The 17,662-nt window shown below is 65.8% G+C and carries 20 protein-coding genes; 16 read left to right on the forward strand and 4 right to left on the reverse strand.

The annotated features are described in order from the left end of the window. The first annotated feature begins 1 nt into the window (after position 1). From flhF to FHR73_RS02340, 13 genes are all read left to right on the forward strand, one after another. A complete protein-coding gene (gene flhF, locus FHR73_RS02280) occupies positions 2–1,333 on the forward strand; it encodes a flagellar biosynthesis protein FlhF (protein WP_183629236.1) in 1,332 nt (443 codons plus the stop codon). Between the two features lie 92 nt (positions 1,334–1,425). Further along, positions 1,426–2,256 (forward strand): flagellar synthesis regulator FleN, encoded by an 831-nt coding sequence (gene fleN / locus FHR73_RS02285; RefSeq protein WP_133862385.1) that lies wholly within the window; start codon positions 1,426–1,428, stop codon positions 2,254–2,256. Continuing rightward, positions 2,253–2,993, forward strand: coding sequence for an RNA polymerase sigma factor FliA (gene fliA, locus FHR73_RS02290; RefSeq protein WP_027597968.1), 741 nt, complete (start codon positions 2,253–2,255; stop codon positions 2,991–2,993). Before fleN ends, fliA begins: the two co-directional genes overlap by 4 nt. Before the next feature lie 87 nt (positions 2,994–3,080). Further along, entirely contained in the window at positions 3,081–3,455 is a 375-nt protein-coding gene (locus FHR73_RS02295) for a chemotaxis response regulator CheY (RefSeq protein WP_169853335.1), read from the forward strand. A gap of 19 nt (positions 3,456–3,474) precedes the next feature. Next, on the forward strand, positions 3,475–4,263 hold the full coding sequence (locus FHR73_RS02300; RefSeq protein ID WP_133862384.1) for a protein phosphatase CheZ: 789 nt from the start codon (positions 3,475–3,477) through the stop codon (positions 4,261–4,263). 26 nt (positions 4,264–4,289) lie between these two features. Then, positions 4,290–6,527, forward strand: a complete 2,238-nt coding sequence (locus tag FHR73_RS02305; RefSeq protein ID WP_183629238.1) for a chemotaxis protein CheA — start codon at positions 4,290–4,292, stop codon at positions 6,525–6,527. A gap of 82 nt (positions 6,528–6,609) precedes the next feature. Then, positions 6,610–7,728, forward strand: a complete 1,119-nt coding sequence (locus FHR73_RS02310; protein WP_183629240.1) for a chemotaxis response regulator protein-glutamate methylesterase — start codon at positions 6,610–6,612, stop codon at positions 7,726–7,728. Positions 7,729–7,762: 34 nt separating this feature from the next. Next, a complete protein-coding gene (locus FHR73_RS02315) occupies positions 7,763–8,503 on the forward strand; it encodes a flagellar motor protein (RefSeq protein ID WP_183629242.1) in 741 nt (246 codons plus the stop codon). An 11-nt stretch (positions 8,504–8,514) separates the two neighbouring features. After that, the gene (gene motD / locus FHR73_RS02320; RefSeq protein WP_183629243.1) at positions 8,515–9,378 is read left to right on the forward strand and encodes a flagellar motor protein MotD; all 864 of its coding nucleotides are present in this window, start codon (positions 8,515–8,517) and stop codon (positions 9,376–9,378) included. Between the two features lie 35 nt (positions 9,379–9,413). Beyond that, positions 9,414–10,202, forward strand: coding sequence for a ParA family protein (locus FHR73_RS02325; RefSeq protein ID WP_183629244.1), 789 nt, complete (start codon positions 9,414–9,416; stop codon positions 10,200–10,202). A 57-nt stretch (positions 10,203–10,259) separates the two neighbouring features. Next, positions 10,260–11,165, forward strand: coding sequence for a chemotaxis protein CheW (locus tag FHR73_RS02330; RefSeq protein WP_183629245.1), 906 nt, complete (start codon positions 10,260–10,262; stop codon positions 11,163–11,165). Between the two features lie 73 nt (positions 11,166–11,238). Next, positions 11,239–11,718, forward strand: coding sequence for a chemotaxis protein CheW (locus FHR73_RS02335; protein ID WP_007160357.1), 480 nt, complete (start codon positions 11,239–11,241; stop codon positions 11,716–11,718). Next, a complete protein-coding gene (locus tag FHR73_RS02340; RefSeq protein WP_133862377.1) occupies positions 11,718–12,134 on the forward strand; it encodes a DUF2802 domain-containing protein in 417 nt (138 codons plus the stop codon). The genes FHR73_RS02335 and FHR73_RS02340 overlap by 1 nt, the downstream gene beginning before the upstream one ends. A gap of 27 nt (positions 12,135–12,161) precedes the next feature. Here FHR73_RS02340 and FHR73_RS02345 read toward each other — a convergent pair whose 3' ends face one another. After that, on the reverse strand, positions 12,162–13,085 hold the full coding sequence (locus FHR73_RS02345) for an aspartyl/asparaginyl beta-hydroxylase domain-containing protein (RefSeq protein ID WP_115946553.1): 924 nt from the start codon (positions 13,083–13,085) through the stop codon (positions 12,162–12,164). Between the two features lie 170 nt (positions 13,086–13,255). On the opposite strand from FHR73_RS02345, the gene FHR73_RS02350 reads away from it, so the two are divergent. Continuing rightward, positions 13,256–13,795: a DUF2058 domain-containing protein gene (locus FHR73_RS02350; protein WP_133862375.1), complete on the forward strand. Its 540-nt coding sequence runs from the start codon at positions 13,256–13,258 to the stop codon at positions 13,793–13,795. A 9-nt stretch (positions 13,796–13,804) separates the two neighbouring features. Here the strand turns inward: FHR73_RS02350 and FHR73_RS02355 are convergent, their stop codons facing one another. Further along, positions 13,805–14,449: a YciC family protein gene (locus FHR73_RS02355; RefSeq protein WP_183629246.1), complete on the reverse strand. Its 645-nt coding sequence runs from the start codon at positions 14,447–14,449 to the stop codon at positions 13,805–13,807. Between the two features lie 30 nt (positions 14,450–14,479). Beyond that, positions 14,480–15,046 (reverse strand): cysteine hydrolase family protein, encoded by a 567-nt coding sequence (locus FHR73_RS02360; RefSeq protein WP_183629247.1) that lies wholly within the window; start codon positions 15,044–15,046, stop codon positions 14,480–14,482. A 277-nt stretch (positions 15,047–15,323) separates the two neighbouring features. Between FHR73_RS02360 and FHR73_RS02365 the strand changes: the two genes are divergently transcribed. Beyond that, a complete protein-coding gene (locus FHR73_RS02365) occupies positions 15,324–16,109 on the forward strand; it encodes a DUF2076 domain-containing protein (RefSeq protein WP_183629248.1) in 786 nt (261 codons plus the stop codon). 57 nt (positions 16,110–16,166) lie between these two features. Here FHR73_RS02365 and FHR73_RS02370 read toward each other — a convergent pair whose 3' ends face one another. After that, positions 16,167–16,604 carry an Lrp/AsnC family transcriptional regulator gene (locus tag FHR73_RS02370; RefSeq protein WP_183629249.1) on the reverse strand — a complete coding sequence of 146 codons (438 nt, stop codon included), beginning with the start codon at positions 16,602–16,604 and terminating at the stop codon, positions 16,167–16,169. Positions 16,605–16,753: 149 nt separating this feature from the next. Here FHR73_RS02370 and yedA point away from each other — a divergent pair, with 149 nt between their 5' ends. After that, entirely contained in the window at positions 16,754–17,662 is a 909-nt protein-coding gene (gene yedA, locus FHR73_RS02375) for a drug/metabolite exporter YedA (protein ID WP_183629251.1), read from the forward strand.

The following is a 17,662-nucleotide window of genomic DNA, read 5'->3' on the forward strand; positions in this document are numbered from 1 at the left end:
CATGCAAGTCAAACGTTTCTTCGCCGCCGATATGCGTCAAGCCATGAAGCTGGTACGCGACGAGCTGGGCCCGGATGCCGCCATCCTCAGCAACCGCCGGGTCGCCGGCGGTGTCGAGCTGACCGCGGCGCTGGACTACCAGGCTCCGGCACCGGCCGCGCCCAACGCGGAGCTGCAGGCGGAGTTGCGCAAGACCCATGCGAAGATCGCCCAGGCCCATGCCGACCTCAGCATCCGCGCCCCGGGCGTGCCCTCGGCCGCGCCGAAGGACAAGCAGCTGCTCGGCGCCATCAGCGCCGCCGACAGCCGTCGCGAGCCGGTGATCGCCCCGCCGCGTGCCTCCCAGCCGGCCGCCGCCGCTGCCCCCGCCGCCAGCACCGCGCCGGAAGACCGTCGCGCCCTGGAAGCCATGCGCAGCGAACTCAGCGGTCTGCGTGAATTGCTGGAAGTCCAGCTCGGCTCCATGGCCTGGACCCAGGTGCAGTCCACCCGTCCGCAGCAGGCCGGCCTCTGGCGTCGCCTGCAGCGCATGGGCCTTCCGGCCGATCTGGCCCGCCACCTGCTCGACAGCGTCGCCAAGATCCAGGACCCGCGGCATGCCTGGCGCATGCTGCTGGCCAACTTCGCCCAGCTGGCCAAGACCACCGACGCCAAGATCCTGGAGGAGGGCGGTGTCGTCGCCTTCGTCGGTCCGGCCGGCATGGGCAAGACCACTACCCTGGCCAAGCTCGCCGCCAGCTACGTGCTCAAGTACGGTCCCCAGAGTCTGGCGCTGGTCAGCATGGACAGCTTCCGCATCGGTGCCCAGGAGCAGATCAAGACCCTCGGCCGCATCCTCGACGTGCCGGTGACCCTGGTCGACCCGGGCCAGTCCCTGGCCCAGGCGCTGGCACCCCTGGCGCGCAAGCGCCTGGTGCTGATCGACACCGCGGGCATGCCCGCCAATGATCCGGCGCTCAAGGTGCAGCTCGAAGCCCTGGCCAACCGCCAGCTGAAGATTCGCAATTATCTGGTATTGGGTGTCACCAGCCAAAGCCAGGTGCTCAAGGCGGCCTACCACAGCTATCGGCGCTGCGGCCTGAGCGGCTGCGTGCTGACCAAGCTGGACGAAGCCGCAAGTCTCGGCGAAGCCCTGGGTCTGGCCATCAGCCAGCGCCTGCCGGTGGCCTACATCTGCGACGGCCCCCGTATCCCGGACGACCTGCACCCGGCCCGCAGCCACCAGCTGGTGAGCCGTGCGGTGAGCCTGCAGGCCCCCGAGGAGCCGAGCGAAGAAACCATGGCCGGCATGCTTGCCGGCCTGTATCAGAGCAATGCCCGCCGCGCCGGTTAGCGCAGACGAACGGTAGTGGTGCATCGCATGCCTGGGCACGCCAAATGCACTTGGTCTAAAGTGTGACGGATTTCAATCAAAGGTATCAGGCAATGGGTAGCATGCATCCCGTCCAAGTCATAGCGGTCACGGGCGGTAAAGGCGGTGTCGGCAAGACCAACGTGTCGGTCAACCTGGCCTTGGCCCTGGCCGATATCGGGCGGCGCGTCATGCTGCTCGACGCCGATCTGGGCCTCGCCAACATCGACGTTCTGCTCGGCCTGTCGCCCAAGCGCACCCTGGCCGACGTCATCTCCGGCGAGTGCGAACTGCGCGACGTGCTGCTGCACGGCCCGGGCGGCATCCGCATCGTCCCGGCGGCCTCGGGCACCCAGGCGATGGTCAATCTGACACCGGCCCAGCACGCCGGTCTGATCCAGGCCTTCAGCGACATCAGCGAAAACCTCGACGTGCTCATCGTCGATACCGCTGCCGGCATCGGCGACCAGGTGGTCAGCTTCGTTCGCGCCGCCCAGGAAGTCCTGGTGGTGGTGTGCGACGAGCCCACCTCCATCACCGATGCCTACGCCCTGATCAAGCTGCTCAATCGCGACCATGGCGTCACCCGCTTCCGGGTTCTGGCGAACATGGCGCTGACACCCCAGGAAGGTCGCAATCTCTTTGCTAAGCTGACCAAGGTGACCGACAGATTCCTGGATGTCGCCCTGCAGTATGTGGGCGCCATTCCGTTCGACGAGGCGGTGCGCAAAGCCGTACAGAAACAGCGCCCCGTGTTCGAAGCCTTTCCGCGTGCCAAGGCCTCGCTGGCCTTCCGTGCGGTAGCTCAGAGAGTCGATGGCTGGCCGTTGCCCGCCAATCCGCGCGGCCATCTCGAATTCTTTGTCGAGCGCCTTGTGCAACCAGCCATCGGTACCCACGCATGACAGCATCCAGCGGGCTTCGCATGTACAGCAAAACCTCGGAACGTACCCAGCAGGAGCAACTCATCAACCGCTACGCGCCGTTGGTGAAACGCATCGCCTACCACCTCCTGGCGCGTCTGCCGGCCAGCGTGCAGGTCGAGGACCTGATGCAGGCCGGCATGATCGGCCTGCTGGAGGCCTCGCGCAAATATGACGCCGGCAAGGGCGCCAGCTTCGAGACCTACGCCGGAATCCGCATCCGCGGCGCCATGCTCGACGAGGTCCGCAAGGGCGACTGGGCGCCGCGCTCGGTACACCGCAACACGCGCATGGTCACCGACGCCATTCGCGCGGTGGAAGCGCGTACGGGTCGCGACGCTAAAGATTCCGAAGTCGCGGCCGAACTTAAATTGAGTCTGGATGAGTACTACGGCATCCTTGGCGACACCATGGGGAGTCGCCTGTTCAGTTTCGACGACCTCATGGAGGGTGGTGAGCATGGGCTCGAGGAGAGCGGTTCGCATGAACTCGAACCCGGTCGCGGTCTGGAAGACGAGCGCTTCCGCAAGGCCCTGGCCGACGCCATCGCCAATCTTCCGGAGCGTGAACGTCTGGTGCTCTCGCTGTATTACGACGAGGAACTCAACCTCAAGGAAATCGGCGAGGTGTTGGGCGTGAGCGAGTCACGCGTCTGCCAACTTCACAGTCAATGCGCGGCACGCCTGCGGGCGCGGCTGGCGGAATGGCGTTCGCGTTAACCGGCTGGTACTCAGGCTACTACGATTGCTTAGGCGCGCCTCGCGGCGTGTGTGCGGATTAGGACGGAGGTCGACTTGGACAAGAACATGAAAATCCTCATCGTGGACGATTTTTCCACGATGAGACGCATCATCAAGAATTTGCTGCGCGATCTGGGATTCACCAATACCGCCGAAGCAGACGACGGCAACACCGCCCTGCCGATGTTGCAGAGCGGCAACTTCGATTTTCTCGTCACCGACTGGAACATGCCCGGCATGACCGGCATTGACCTGCTGCGCCAGGTGCGCGCCGACGCACGCCTGAAGACCCTGCCGGTGCTGATGGTGACCGCCGAGGCCAAGCGTGAGCAGATCATCGAAGCCGCTCAGGCCGGCGTGAACGGCTATGTGGTCAAGCCTTTCACCGCCCAGGTGCTGAAAGAAAAGATCGACAAGATCTTCGAGCGGGTGAACGGCTGAAGAAAGCCGCGGGGACGTTATGGATCAGCTTGGCACCAACAGCTTCAGCGACTTCGAGTCGAATCTAAAACAGCACGCCCAGGAGCTGGTGAAATGCCTAGAAAGTGGCGACTTCACCCAGGCGGTGCATGTCATCAATGAACTCAACCAGTTGCGTGACCGGGGTCTCTACCAGGAAGTCGGCAAGCTGACCCGCGAGTTGCACAACGCCATCGTCAACTTCGAGATCGATCCGCGCGGCATGGCCGGCGAAGAGGTCTCCCAGATCAGCGATGCCACCGATCGTCTCTCCTACGTGGTGAAGATGACCGAGAACGCCGCCAACCGGACCATGGATCTGGTGGAGGAGAGCGCCCCGCTGGTAGGCAACTTCGGTGACGAAGCCCGTGCCGTGCATGCCGACTGGAAGAAGTTCATGCGCCGGGAGATGGGCGCGGACGAATTCCGCGAGCTGGCCAAGCGCGTCGATGCCTTCCTCAGCCACAGCGAGAGCAGCGCCGAACAACTGTCGGCCAAGCTCAACGACATCCTCCTGGCGCAGGACTACCAGGACCTTACCGGTCAGGTGATCAAGCGCGTGGTCAATCTCGTCGGGCAGATCGAGAAAGACCTCGTCAAGCTGGTGATGATGGCCAGCCAGGTCGATCGCTATACCGGCTTCAGCCACGATCACAGCGCGCTGATCGAACAGAATCGAAAAGAAAAGACGATGAAGGGTGAAGGTCCGCAGATTCATGCCGATAAGCGTGAAGACGTCGTGGCCGCTCAGGTCGACGTCGACGATCTTCTATCCAGTCTGGGCTTCTGACCCAGACCCTCTTGGGGAGTGCAGGAATGAGCTTCGACGCCGATGAAGAGATCCTCCAGGATTTCCTGGTAGAGGCCGGCGAGATTCTCGAACAGTTGTCGGAACAATTGGTCGAGCTGGAAAGCCGTCCGGATGACATGGATCTGCTGAACGCCATTTTTCGTGGCTTCCATACCGTAAAGGGCGGTGCCGGTTTCCTGCAGCTCCATACCCTGGTCGAGTGCTGTCATATCGCGGAAAACGTTTTCGACATCCTGCGCAAGGGCGAACGCCGCGTGGATGCCGAACTGATGGATGTGGTGCTACAGGCACTGGATTCCGTCAACGAGATGTTTGGTCAGGTCCGGGAACGCGAAGAGCCGACCCCGGCCTCGCCCGAGTTGCTGGCGGCACTGGCTCGCCTGGCCGACCCGGCCGGGAGCGAACCGGCGCCGGTAGCGGCCGCGCCCGTGGCTGCCACGCCGGTGGCCGCGGCGCCAGCGCCCGTCGCTGCTGCAGCAGCTGCCGAGCCGGAATTGAGCGATGCCGATTTCCAGAATCTGCTCGATGCCCTGGGCAGCGAGCCGAGCGCGGCAGCGGCAGCGCCTGCGGCCGCCGGTGGTGACGACATCACCGACGACGAATTCGAAGCTCTGCTCGATCAGTTGCACGGCAAGGGCAAGTTCCATGACGCGCCGGCCGCTGCGCCGGTTGCCGCCGCAGCGCCCACTGCCGTTGCAGCGAGCGGTGATGACATCACCGACGACGAATTCGAGGCCCTGCTGGACGAATTGCACGGCAAGGGCAAGTTCGTCGCGAACGAAGCCGCGGCACCGGTCACGGCAGCCCCTGCTGTAGCGGCCCCGGCAGCAGCGGCGAGCGGTGACGAGATCACCGACGACGAATTCGAATCCCTGCTCGACGAATTGCACGGCAAGGGCCGATTCAGTGGTCCCGCGGCAGCTGCCGATGCTGTAGCCGCACCGGCTGCTGCGCCGGCACCGGTCGCCGCGCCTCAGCCCGCGCCTGCACCCGCGCCGAAACCGGCTCCGGTTGCCGAGGTCGCAGTGCCCAAGCCGGCAGCTGCCGCGCCCGCCGAACGTCCCACCAGTGAGGCGGAAACCACCGTGCGGGTCGATACCGCCCGGCTGGACGAGATCATGAACATGGTCGGCGAGCTGGTACTGGTGCGTAACCGCCTGGTGCGCCTGGGCCTGAACAGCGGCGACGAGGCCATGGCAAAGGCCGTGTCCAATCTCGACGTGGTCACCGCCGATCTGCAGACCTCGGTCATGAAGACGCGGATGCAGCCGATCAAGAAGGTCTTCGGCCGCTTCCCGCGCCTGGTCCGCGATCTGGCGCGCAGCCTGAAGAAAGAGATCAACCTGGAGCTGGTGGGCGAAGAAACCGACCTTGACAAGAACCTGGTCGAGGCCCTGGCCGATCCGCTGGTGCACCTGGTGCGCAACGCGGTTGACCACGGCATCGAGGGGCCAGCCGAGCGTGAAGAGAACGGCAAGTCCCGCGCGGGGCGTGTAGTGCTCTCCGCCGAGCAGGAAGGCGACCATATCCTCCTGTCGATCTCCGATGACGGCAAGGGCATGGACGCGGATCTGCTGCGCAACAAGGCCGTGGAGAAAGGCCTGCTCGACCGCGACGCGGCCGATCGCCTTACCGAGACCGAGTGCTTCAACCTGATCTTCGCCCCGGGCTTCTCCACCAAGGCCGAGATCTCCGACATCTCCGGTCGTGGCGTGGGCATGGACGTGGTCAAGACCAAGATCAGCCAGCTCAACGGCACCCTGAACGTCTACTCGACCAAGGGCCAGGGCTCCAAGATCGTCATCAAGGTGCCCCTGACGCTGGCGATCATGCCGACGCTGATGGTGATGCTGGGCAACCAGGCCTTCGCCTTCCCGCTGGTCAACGTCAACGAGATCTTCCACCTCGACCTGTCCCGCACCAACGTGGTGGACGGCCAGGAAGTGGTGGTGGTGCGCGACAAGGCGCTGCCGCTGTTCTACCTCAAGCGCTGGCTGGTGCCCAATGCGGCCCATGTGGAGCAGGGGGAAGGGCATGTGGTGATCCTCTCGGTGGGCACCCAGCGCATCGGCTTCGTGGTCGATCAGCTGGTGGGCCAGGAAGAGGTGGTCATCAAGCCACTCGGCAAGATGCTGCAGGGAACGCCCGGCATGTCCGGAGCGACCATCACCGGCGACGGGCGCATCGCGCTCATCCTCGATGTGCCCAGCATGCTCAAGCGCTACGCCCGTCGCGGGCTCTGAGTCGGCCAGGTACGAGCGGCGTCGGGCCCTGGGCCTGGCGCCATCGGGTGGCCTGCGCCGCCCCAGTTAGGAGTTTCAACGTATGCCGGTAAAAGTACTGGTGGTGGACGATTCCGGCTTCTTCCGGCGTCGGCTCAAGGAAATCCTGGCGGCCGATCCCAACATCTCGGTGGTGGGCACGGCCAGCAATGGGCGCGAAGGGGTCGACCAGGCCCTGGCGCTGCGACCCGATGTCATCACCATGGACTACGAGATGCCGATGATGGACGGCATCACCGCGGTCCGCCACATCATGCAGAAGTGCCCGACCCCGGTGCTGATGTTCTCCTCGCTCACCCACGAAGGCGCCCGGGTCACCCTGGATGCCCTGGATGCCGGCGCGGTCGACTATCTGCCGAAGAATTTCGAGGACATCTCGCGCAATCCCGCCAGTGTGCAAAAGCTGCTGTGCGAGAAGATCCACCATATCGCCCGTTCCAACCGGCGTTTCGCCGTAGCCCCCAGCGTCGCGCCGGCCGCGCCCGCCAGTGCCTCGGCCGCACTGGCCACCGCGCGCCCGGCAACGCGTCCGGCGGCGTCCAGCAGCGCGCCGGTCGGTCACGCCCCCACGGCTCCGGCTTCGCCGCCGCCCAAGCGCAAGCACTATCGCTTGGTGGCCATCGGCACCTCCACCGGTGGTCCGGTGGCCCTGCAGCGGGTGCTTACCCAGCTGCCAGCCAATTTCCCGGCACCCCTGGTGCTGATCCAGCACATGCCGGCGGCCTTCACCAAGGCCTTCGCCGAGCGCCTGGACAAGCTCTGCCGCATCAGCGTCAAGGAAGCCGAGGACGGCGACCAGTTGCGTCCGGGCCTGGCGCTGCTGGCACCGGGTGGCAAGCAGATGATGGTGGACGGCCGTGGCACGGTGAAGATCCTGCCCGGCGACGAGCGCCTCAACTACAAACCCTGCGTCGACGTGACCTTTGGCTCCGCGGCCAAGGCCTATGCCGACAAGGTGCTGGCGGTGGTCCTGACCGGCATGGGCGCCGATGGCCGCGAAGGCGCGCGGATGCTCAAGCAGGTCGGCAGCCAGGTGTGGGCCCAGGACGAAGCCAGTTGCGTCATCTACGGCATGCCCATGGCCATCGCCAAGGCCAATCTGGCCGACGCCATCTACGGCCTGGACGACATCGGCAGACACCTGACCGAGGCCTGTTCGTGACGGCAGGCTTGCTCTGGCCAGAAGGGCATTGAGCGTGGACGTTCTCAGTCTCATCGGCATCCTGCTGGCCTTTACCGCCATCATGGGTGGCAACCTGCTGGAGGGTGGTTCCTTTACCGCCCTGGCCAATGCTCCCGCGGCGCTGATCGTGGTCGGCGGCACCCTGGGTGCCGTCCTGCTGCAGACCCGCCTGCCGGTGCTGCGCCGGTCCCTGACCATGCTGGCCTGGGTGTTCGTGCCGCCGCGGCTGGACCTCGCCGGCGGCATCCGCAAGGTGGTCAACTGGAGCAACGTCGCGCGCAAGGAAGGCCTGCTGGGTCTCGAGCCCCTGGTCGCCCGCGAAGCCGATCCCTATGCCGCCAAGGGCCTGCAGTTGCTGGTGGACGGCACCGAGCCCGAGGCCTTGCGCAGCATTCTCGAAGTGGATCTCTACGGCCAGGAAGATCGCGACATCGCCGCCGCCAAGGTCTACGAAGCCATGGGTGGCTACGCGCCCACGGTCGGGATCATCGGCGCGGTGATGGGCCTGATCCACGTCATGCAGAATCTCGCCGATCCCTCCCAGTTGGGCAGCGGCATCGCCGTGGCCTTCGTGGCCACCATCTATGGTGTCGGCTTCGCCAACCTGCTGTTGCTGCCCGTGGGCAACAAGCTCAAGGCGCTGGCCCAGCAACAGTCCCGCTACCGGGAAATGCTGCTGGAAGGCCTGATGTCCATCGGCGAGGGCGAGAATCCCCGCTCCATCGAAATGAAGCTGCAAGGTTTCCTGGACTAGGAGGACGCCGCATGCCTCGTCGCCGCCGCCGTCCCGAAGAACACGAGAACCACGAACGCTGGCTGGTCTCCTATGCGGACTTCATCACCCTGCTGTTCGCCTTCTTCGTGGTGATGTATTCCATCTCCTCGCTCAACGAGAGCAAGTACAAGGTGCTCTCGGACAGCCTGTCGGGCATCTTCAGCCAGCCGGAGCGTTCGCTCAAACCCATCCCCCTTGGCGATCAGCGTCCCGCCGGCGTGACGCCGACGGTGATGGACGCCAGCGCCGCCCAGCCGGCCAGGGGTACCCCCAGCGATCCGCTGCAGCAGATCGCCGACAGTGTGCGCGCCACCTTTGGCGATCTCATCGCCGGCGACCAGTTGAACATCAAGGCCAGTGAGATGTGGCTGGAAATCGAGCTCAGCTCAAACCTGCTGTTCGCCAGCGGCGATTCGCTGCCGAGCAATCCCGCCTTCGGTCTCATGGAGAAGGTGGCCAAGATTCTGGCGCCGTTCAAAAATCCGATTCAGGTACAGGGCTACACGGACGACCGCCCCATCAGCACGGCGCTGTATCCCACCAACTGGGAGCTGTCGGCGGCCCGGGCCGCCAGTATCGTGCGGCTGCTGATCGGCAACGGCATCGCCCCGCAGCGCATGGCCGTGGTGGGCTATGGCGCCTATCAGCCGGTGGTCGACAACACCAGCGACGTCAATCGGGCCCGCAACCGGCGGGTGGTCCTGCTGATCTCGCGCAATCTCGACCTGTTCCGGCCACAGAGCACCTTGCAAAATCCGTCGACTGGCACACAATCTGCAGCATCGCCTGGAGAACCGGCGCCCGGGGTGGCGCCTGTCAAATCTTCGTCGCCGGCCACCAAGCCGGCGCCTTGACCCGACTGGTCGTGTCGTCGGGAGGAAGTCTGCACATGAGAGTCTGGGCTGTCGCCAATCAGAAGGGTGGGGTGGGCAAGACCACCACCACCGTTGCCCTCGCCGGGTTGCTCGGCGATGAGGGCAAGCGCGTCCTGCTGGTGGATCTCGATCCCCACGGCTCCCTGACGAGCTATTTCGGTCAGGATCCGGACAGCCTCGAACACAGCGCGTTCGACCTGTTCCAGCACGGCGGCCAGGTTCCGGAGGGCCTGCCGAAGCGGCTGCTGCTGCCCACCAGCCATCCGCAGCTGTCGATGCTGCCCTCCAGCACTGCGCTGGCCACCCTAGAGCGTCAGTCGCCTGGCCAGAGCGGTTTGGGCCTGGTGATCTCCAAGAGCCTGGCACAGCTGTGGAACGACTTCGATCATGTGCTGATCGACAGTCCGCCGTTGCTCGGCGTGCTGATGGTCAATGCCCTGGCGGCCAGTCAGCATCTGGTGATTCCGACCCAGACCGAATTCCTCGCGCTCAAGGGGCTCGAACGCATGGTCAACACCCTGACCATGATCAATCGCTCGCGCAAGCAGGCGCTGCCCTACACCATAGTGCCAACCCTGTTCGACCGCCGTACCCAGGCTTCCATCGGCACGCTCAAGGTGCTGCGCAGTACCTACCCGGCGCAGCTGTGGCAGGCCTTCATTCCCATCGATACGCGGCTGCGCGACGCCAGTCGTTCCGGGCAGGTGCCATCGCGCTACGAGCTGAACAGCCGCGGCGTCATCGCCTACCGGGCGTTGCTGCGGCACCTGCTCGACGGGGCGCCCAGCAGCCAGGTCGCCTGATTCAAGTTTTCCACCCTGCCGGCCGATAGGCTGGACAACTCACCCACGTAGATCGCCATGAGCCAACCGACGTCCCTCGACAATCGTCCTCAGCGTGTCCTCCAGGGCTATCTCGATGCCCTGTTGCTGGACGCGTTCCTGGAACTGCCGGCCGCCGAAGCCACGCCGGTCGTGGCTCCCGTGGTGGCACCGGCGGCGCCGATCGCCAGCGTGAGCGAAGATGAATTCGCCGCCGCGGTGCGCGAGGAGCTCGAACGGGACGCCGCGCGGCAACCCCGGGTCGTGCCGCTGGCCGCACGCCGTGCCGGCGTCGCCCTGCCCGAGGTGCTGCAGCCTGCGCCCGAGGCGCCGGTGCCGCCGGAAACCGACATCGAGCTGGACTGGCGCGTCCCCGAACTGGCCCCCGCTGCCGAGCCGGCGCGTCCGGTGGTGGAGGGGATTGCGCTGGGTACCCCGGCAGTGCAACCGGTAGCGGCGGCTGGCGTACCGCCCAGCGCCGTGCACCTGGAAGGTCGCCCCGAGTGGGGCGAAGAACCCTTCGAATGCCTGCTGTTCGACGTGGCCGGCCTGACCCTGGCCGCGCCGCTGGTGTGCCTGGGCTCCATCTACCCGCTCACCGACGAAGAGTTGACGCCGCTGTTCGGTCAGCCAGACTGGTTCCTGGGCCTGCTACCCTGCCAGGCAGGCAACCTGCGCGTGCTCGACGCGGCGCGCTGGGTGATGCCCGAGCGCTACCGCGACGACTATCGCGAAGGCCTGAAATTCGTTATATCGCTGCAGGGCCTGGACTGGGGCCTGGCCGTGCATGGTGTCAGCCATTCGGTACGGCTGGATCCCGCCGAGGTCAAATGGCGGAATCAGCGCGCTACCCGGCCGTGGCTGGCCGGTACGGTGATCGATCAGATGTGTGCGCTGCTGGATGTGGCGGCGCTCGCTGAACAGGTGGTGGGTGGCCGTCGCTAGGGCTGCCCGCTGCAACTAACCGGCGGGTTCGCCCGCTTCGCCGCACGTGCGGTATTTGACGAGGCTAGGGAACATGAAAAAAACGTCCGCACAGGGTTCCGAAGATCCGGTCCTGCAATGGGTCACCTTCCGCCTGGATAACGAGACCTACGGCATCAACGTGATGCAGGTCCAGGAAGTCCTGCGCTACACCGAAATCGCTCCGGTCCCGGGTGCGCCGAGCTACGTGCTGGGCATCATCAACCTGCGCGGCAACGTGGTGACGGTGATCGACACCCGTCAGCGCTTCGGTCTGCTGCCCACCGAGGTCACCGACAACACCCGTATCGTCATCATCGAGGCCGACAAGCAGGTCGTCGGCATCCTGGTCGACAGCGTGGCCGAGGTGGTCTACCTGCGGCAATCGGAGATCGAGACCGCACCGAACGTCGGCAACGACGAATCCGCCAAGTTCATCCAGGGCGTGTGCAACAAGAACGGCGAGCTGCTGATCCTGGTCGAGCTCGACAAGCTGATGACCGAAGAAGAGTGGTCGGAGCTGGAAAGCATCTGATGCTCGTCGGGCTGATCCTGCTCAGCGTTGCCCTGGGGCTGGCCTGTGCCGGCCTCGGCGGTTGCTGCTGGTTGCTCTGGCAGCGCCAGCAGCAACAGGCGGCCAAGCTGGCCGAGCGGGAGGCCCTGGTCGACAAGCGTATGCAGATCCTGCTCAAGCGCCTGGAAACCTACCAGGCCGGGCAGGTGCGCATGGGCGAGCAGGTGCAGGGGCTGGCCCAGGTGGTGGCACCCTTGCCCGATCGCCTGACCCAGATCGAGCAGAGCGACCCCACCAGTCTGTCCTTTTCCCAGGCGGCGCGCCTGGTGGGGCTGGGCGCCAGCGCCGACGATCTCACCCAGGCCTGCGGTCTGTCCCAGGCCGAAGCCGAGCTGGTGGCCCGGCTGCATCGCCAGCGCCAGCAGCGTTCCGGCTGATCAGGCCGACTGCGCAGGATCGCTGCCTCAGCTGACGATCCAGTGGTAGAGCGCGATCACCACCAGCACCGCCAGCACCGGCTTGGCGATGCGGTAGGCCTTGGGATGGCGCCGCTTGAATTTCTTCACGCCACCCCCGATGCGATCCCCGAATCTCTTGCTGAAGGCATAGGCCTGGTTGATCCCGCCCACCCGTTCGCCTTCGACGTTCTGCGGCGCCGTGGCGCTGCCGAGGAAACGGCTGACCGCTTGATTGACGCGGGTCAGCAGCCGGTTGCGCAGCGGCCGCTCGACGTCGCAGAAGAGAATGACCCGGGTCTGGTCGGTCTCGTTCTTGACCCAGTGCACGTAGGTTTCGTCGAACATCACGTCTTCGCCGTCGCGCCAGGCGTAGGGCTGGCCATCGACATAGATGCGGCAGGCGTCCGAGTTCGGCGTGGCCAGGCCCAGGTGATAGCGCAGCGAGCCGCCGAAGGGATCGCGATGGGGATTCAGATGGCTACCGCCCGGCAGCAGGGCGAACATGGCGCCCTTGACGTTGGGGATCTGCCGCACCAGTTCAACGGTCCGCGGGCAGAGGGTCTGGGCGGAGGGCAGCGGCTCGCCGTACCAAGTCAGGTAGAAACGCTTCCAGCCTTTCTTGAAGAAGGAACCGAAGCCGGCGTCATTGTCCTTTTCCGCGGCGCGGATATAGCCCTCGTCGAACAGCCGCAGGGCTTCGACGCGAATTTCCTGCCAGTTGTCCTTGAGCACGTCCAGCTCGGGAAACCGGCTGCGATCCAGATAGGGCTTGGACGGCACGCTGGAGAACAGGTACATCAGGGCATTGTAGGGAGCGAACACCGCCGAGTGGTTGACCAGCTGGCGCAGGAAGGGCAGCCGAGCGCGTCCGCGAAGGTGGACGAAGAGCACGCTGGCGACGAAGAGCAGGACGATCGCTAAGGTAATCATGGGCGAATTGTGATCGGCAGCGCCCGAACCAGGGGCGGATAGGTAATGACCGCATTATTTCACCCCAGAGAAAGGCTTGCACTCGGTTCGTCGGCTGAGCAGGATGGACACCCTGGCGCGCGGCCGCTTTCGAGTCGCGCCCCCTTGGATGATCTAGACGAGTCGTATCGATGAGCATGTCCCTACGCGACCAGCTGCTGAAAGCCGGATTGGTCAATGAAAAGCAGGCCAAGCAGGCCGTCAAGCAGAAGCAGAAGCAGACCCGCATGGAGCATCGCGGGCAGACGGAAAAGGACCGCTCCCAGGAGCTGGCCGTCCAGCAGGCCCAGGCGGAGAAGCTGGCCAAGGACCAGGAGCTCAATCGCGCTCAGGAAGACAAGAAGAAGCGCAAGGCCGAGCAGGCACAGATCAAGCAGCTGATCGAGACCAGCCGCCTGCCCAAGCTGAGCACCGAGGACTACTACAACTTCGTCGACGACAAGAAGGTCAAGCGCCTGTCGGTCAACGTCATGATGAGAGACAAGCTCAGCAAGGGCAGCCTGGCCATCGTGCGCTACGAGGGCCGCTACGAGGTGGTGCCCCGGGCTACCGCCGAGCGCATCCAGGAGCGCGATCCCAAGCGGGTGGTGCTGCTCAACGTGCAGAGCGGCGAGCCGGATCCGGACGATCCCTATGCCGCCTATCAGGTGCCGGACGACCTGATGTGGTGAGTGGCCAGGTCAGGCGTTCTGCCTGACCAGCATGTAGATGCGGTAGACGGCGATGCTGGGGATCAGCTGCAGGAAGCCCGAGCAGGTCTGCAGCGCGATCTCCGCTACCGCGGCCTCGGCGAAATGCTGGGTGATCCAGGCGTCGAGCAGCCAGGCCGGCAGGACCGTGGCCAGGATGCACGCCAGCAGGGTGAAGAAGTGCCCGCGGCTCAGCCGGAAGCTGCCACGCAGGGCGTCCAGTGGTGCCCGTCCCTCCAGGACCAGCAGGTTCTCGGCGAAGGCCAGCTTGGCCATGATCAGAAAGCCCGGCACGATCAACAGCGAAAAGCCCAGCATCACCAGCCCCGAGGTCAGGGCCGCGAGGATGGCGAAGCGCGGCCAGAGCAGCAGGGCGGCGCCCCAGACGCCGCTCAGGCGCGGGGTGTTGCCCTGGGTGCGGGCCTCCAGAAAGATCAGCAGGGCGGCGGTGTACAGCGGATAGCAGAGCAGGCTGACCAGCATGTCCCACAGGCCGCCGCTGGCGCCGAAGCGTTCCAGCACCTGATAGCGCAACAGGGCTTCGAGCAGCAGCCAGGGCAGGGTGAGGACGGCCAGGGGCCGCAGATTGCGGGCAAAGAAAGACAGCGAGTCGCGCAGGATATCGACAGGGTTCATGCAGCTCTTCCAGACGTTCAGGAGGGCAGTCTAGCAGGGCGACCCGTTCGCCCGCAGACGTTCGAGCATGGCCGCCGTGGAGATGACGGTGGCGTATTCGCCGTGCAGATTGGCCATGGCCATCGCATGGACCTCCTCGGCGCTGCGCGGCCGCCCGGCGAAGTCGGCCTTGGCGAAGGTATAGCAGGCGTCTTCGGCGACCCAGGTGGTGAAATCCAGATTGCCGGCGCTACGCGCGGTAGCCTCCACCGAGTTCTCGCTGGCCACGCCGCAGATCAGCAGCGAGGCGATGCCGCGCTGGTGCAGCCAGCGCTCCAGGCCACTGTTGGCGAAGGCGTCGAAGACCTGCTTGTCGAACACCGTCTCGCCGGGCAGCGGCGCCAGCGCCGGCTGGAACTGCACGCCGGGCTGTCCCGGCCAGAACACCGAAGTCGGACTGCGCGACAGGTGCCGGACGTGCAGCAAGGGCGCCCGGGCCTGGCGCCAGGCGGCCAGCAGGTCGGCCATGCGCAGCTCGGCATCCGGGTGGTTGCGGGGGCCCAGGTGGGGCGCGCGGATCCCCTGTTGCTGGTCGATCAGGATGAGCAGTGGCGGCATGGGCGACTCTCGCGGGGAAAGCGGCAGACTCCCGCAGCACAGGCCGGTTGTCCAGTCACCGGTGCGGCGCTGGAACTCGCCGCCCCGCCGTCCCTTCAGAAGAGAGAAGCTGGGGCGGCGAGGGCTGGCTGAATCCGCGCTGAACATAGCGCAGGTCCTGCTTGAAAAGTCGCCGCTGCGCCTCTATCTGGCATAGCAGCGCACGCCACTGCGCCTTTCGACATCCAGGCCGTTCCCAGGGGAAGGCCACCAGTAGACCGTCTGCGGGAGGGTCATCATGCAACGCGAAGAAAGCCAGCTGATCGAAGGTCTGTTCGACCGTCTCAAGACCACGGAAGCCCAGACCGCGCCCCGTGACCGGGAAGCCGAGGCGCTGATCCAGCAGCGCCTGCGCGAGCAGCCCGCGGCACCCTATTACATGGCCCAGGCGATGCTGATCCAGGAGGCCGCCATCAAGCGGCTGGACCAGCGCGTCAGGGAGCTGGAAAGCCAGATGGCCCAGGTCCAGCAGAATCGCCCGAGCAGCGGTGGCTTCCTCTCCAGCCTGTTCGGTGGTGGCAGCAGCCAGCCAGCGGGCGGTCAGGCACCGGCCAACGCCGCGCCGTCGCGTGGCTGGAATGACCCGGGTCCGGCAGCGCCGCGTCCCGCCAATCCGGGTTATGCCCAGCCCAATCCCGGCTATGCCCAGCCCGCACCCGGCTATGGCGCACCCCAGGCCGCGCCTTCGCGCATGGGTGGCTTCATGGGCGGCGCGCTGCAGACCGCGGCCGGGGTAGCCGGTGGCGTGCTGGCGGCCCAGGCCATCTCGGGCCTGTTCCATCACTCGCAACCCGAGGAGATCGTCAACGTCATCAACGAGACCCCGACCGCCGACCAGGGCCTGGCCGATGCCGGCTCGCAGGGGGGCTGGGCAGACAACGCCAGTTACGACAATGGCGGGGGTTTCCAGGATGCCGGTGGCTTCCAGGATAACGCCGGCTTCCAGGACGCCGCCGACTATGGCGATACCGGCGGCGGTGGTGGCTTCTTCGACGACAGTGGCGACGACGACTCCTTCATCTAGGGCGTCGCGCTCCGCCAGCCCTGGTGCCGCAAGGCGCCGGGGCTTTTTTGCGCGCCGTCAGCTGGGCATGAGCGGCAGCGGGCGCTCGAAAGGCGTCGACAGCACCACCACGGTCCGGCTCATGCCGAATTGAGTCAGCTGATCGATGAGGCTCTCCAATTCGCCCATGTCGCGTACGGCGACCCGCAGCATCAGGCAGTCGTCGCCCGTGACCCGGTGGCAGGCGAGCAGCTGGGGGAGGGCCTCCAGTTTCTTCAATACCGGGCCCTGACTGGTGCTGTGCAGGCGTAGGGAGATCAGGCATTCGGTGCCGTAGCCCAGGGCGCGGCGGTCGATACGGGCGCCATAGCCGGTGATGATGCCGGCGTCTTCCAGCTTGGCGATGCGCTCGGCGATGGCCGGGGCGGAGAGTCCCAGTCGGCGCCCTAGATCCGCATAGCTGGCGCGGCCTTCCACCAGCAGCAGGTCGATGAGCCGACGATCGATATGGTCCATGTCCGTTCCCCCGCCTTCGAATCGAAGGTCGCTATCCCTAAAGTATGCTGAATCAAAGGCTGGTCGGCCCGTTTCTCGCTCGACTGTATCTTAGCCGTCTTGCCGCGCGCTCCTACAATGTCAGCCTGCCCCTCAGGAATCTCTCGCGCATGGACACCTCCGCCTCGCCCTGCCTCGCGCCGCCACGCCTGCCCAGCTGGCTGCCGCTGCTGGCAGCCTTCTTCGCGCTCTATGTGGTCTGGGGTTCCACCTATCTGGTGATTCGCATCGGCGTGGCCCACTGGCCGCCGCTGCTGATGGCGGGGCTGAGGTTTCTCATCGCTGGTAGTCTCCTGCTGGGCTGGTTGCGCTGGCGCGGGGCGCCCTGGCCAACGGCGCGCGAGACCGCCGCGGCCGCGGTGATCGGCATCCTGCTGCTGGGCGTCGGCAACGGAGGGGTGACTCTGGCCGAGCATTGGGGCGTGACCTCCGGCATCGCCGCCTTGTCGATCGCCACGGTCCCCCTGTTCACCCTGCTGTTCGGTCTGCTCTGGGGGCAGCGCAACACCCTGCTGGAATGGGCCGGCATCGCCCTGGGCCTGGTAGGGATCGCCCTGCTCAATCTGGGCGATACCATGAGCGCAACGCCCCTGGGCGCGGCGGTGATCCTGCTCGCCGCGGCGGCCTGGGCCTTCGGCTCGATCTGGAGTCGCTACCTGCCGTTGCCGCGTGGAGCCATGGCCAGCGCGGTGGAGATGCTGGTGGCGGGAGCGGTGCTGCTCGGTGCCAGCTACCTCAGCGGCGAGCGCCTGCAGCACTGGCCGGCCCTGGGTGGCTGGTTGGCGCTGGGCTATCTGGTGGTGTTCGGCTCGCTGATCGCCTTCAGCGCCTATCTCTATCTGCTGGGACGGGTAAGACCGGCGGCCGCCACCAGCTACGCCTACGTCAATCCGGTGGTGGCGGTGCTGCTGGGTACCCTGTCCGCCGGCGAACGGATCGGCGCGGCCGAAACACTGGCCATGCTGGTCATCGTGGGCGCGGTGGTGCTGATCGGGCTGCCGCAGTGGCGACGGCGCTGA

Source organism: Pseudomonas sp. AS2.8 (genome assembly GCF_014190935.1).
Taxonomy (GTDB): domain Bacteria; phylum Pseudomonadota; class Gammaproteobacteria; order Pseudomonadales; family Pseudomonadaceae; genus Chryseomonas.

What these genes read in the sequence shown, in the direction of transcription:
- flhF (WP_183629236.1), top strand. Translation starts at nt 2, where the DNA reads ATGCAAGTCAAACGTTTCTTCGCCGCCGATATGCGTCAAGCCATGAAG.
- fleN (WP_133862385.1), top strand. Translation starts at nt 1,426, where the DNA reads ATGGGTAGCATGCATCCCGTCCAAGTCATAGCGGTCACGGGCGGTAAA.
- fliA (WP_027597968.1), top strand. Translation starts at nt 2,253, where the DNA reads ATGACAGCATCCAGCGGGCTTCGCATGTACAGCAAAACCTCGGAACGT.
- FHR73_RS02295 (WP_169853335.1), top strand. Translation starts at nt 3,081, where the DNA reads ATGAAAATCCTCATCGTGGACGATTTTTCCACGATGAGACGCATCATC.
- FHR73_RS02300 (WP_133862384.1), top strand. Translation starts at nt 3,475, where the DNA reads ATGGATCAGCTTGGCACCAACAGCTTCAGCGACTTCGAGTCGAATCTA.
- FHR73_RS02305 (WP_183629238.1), top strand. Translation starts at nt 4,290, where the DNA reads ATGAGCTTCGACGCCGATGAAGAGATCCTCCAGGATTTCCTGGTAGAG.
- FHR73_RS02310 (WP_183629240.1), top strand. Translation starts at nt 6,610, where the DNA reads ATGCCGGTAAAAGTACTGGTGGTGGACGATTCCGGCTTCTTCCGGCGT.
- motD (WP_183629243.1), top strand. Translation starts at nt 8,515, where the DNA reads ATGCCTCGTCGCCGCCGCCGTCCCGAAGAACACGAGAACCACGAACGC.
- FHR73_RS02325 (WP_183629244.1), top strand. Translation starts at nt 9,414, where the DNA reads ATGAGAGTCTGGGCTGTCGCCAATCAGAAGGGTGGGGTGGGCAAGACC.
- FHR73_RS02330 (WP_183629245.1), top strand. Translation starts at nt 10,260, where the DNA reads ATGAGCCAACCGACGTCCCTCGACAATCGTCCTCAGCGTGTCCTCCAG.
- FHR73_RS02335 (WP_007160357.1), top strand. Translation starts at nt 11,239, where the DNA reads ATGAAAAAAACGTCCGCACAGGGTTCCGAAGATCCGGTCCTGCAATGG.
- FHR73_RS02340 (WP_133862377.1), top strand. Translation starts at nt 11,718, where the DNA reads ATGCTCGTCGGGCTGATCCTGCTCAGCGTTGCCCTGGGGCTGGCCTGT.
- FHR73_RS02345 (WP_115946553.1), bottom strand. Translation starts at nt 13,085, where the DNA reads ATGATTACCTTAGCGATCGTCCTGCTCTTCGTCGCCAGCGTGCTCTTC.
- FHR73_RS02350 (WP_133862375.1), top strand. Translation starts at nt 13,256, where the DNA reads ATGAGCATGTCCCTACGCGACCAGCTGCTGAAAGCCGGATTGGTCAAT.
- FHR73_RS02355 (WP_183629246.1), bottom strand. Translation starts at nt 14,449, where the DNA reads ATGAACCCTGTCGATATCCTGCGCGACTCGCTGTCTTTCTTTGCCCGC.
- FHR73_RS02360 (WP_183629247.1), bottom strand. Translation starts at nt 15,046, where the DNA reads ATGCCGCCACTGCTCATCCTGATCGACCAGCAACAGGGGATCCGCGCG.
- FHR73_RS02365 (WP_183629248.1), top strand. Translation starts at nt 15,324, where the DNA reads ATGCAACGCGAAGAAAGCCAGCTGATCGAAGGTCTGTTCGACCGTCTC.
- FHR73_RS02370 (WP_183629249.1), bottom strand. Translation starts at nt 16,604, where the DNA reads ATGGACCATATCGATCGTCGGCTCATCGACCTGCTGCTGGTGGAAGGC.
- yedA (WP_183629251.1), top strand. Translation starts at nt 16,754, where the DNA reads ATGGACACCTCCGCCTCGCCCTGCCTCGCGCCGCCACGCCTGCCCAGC.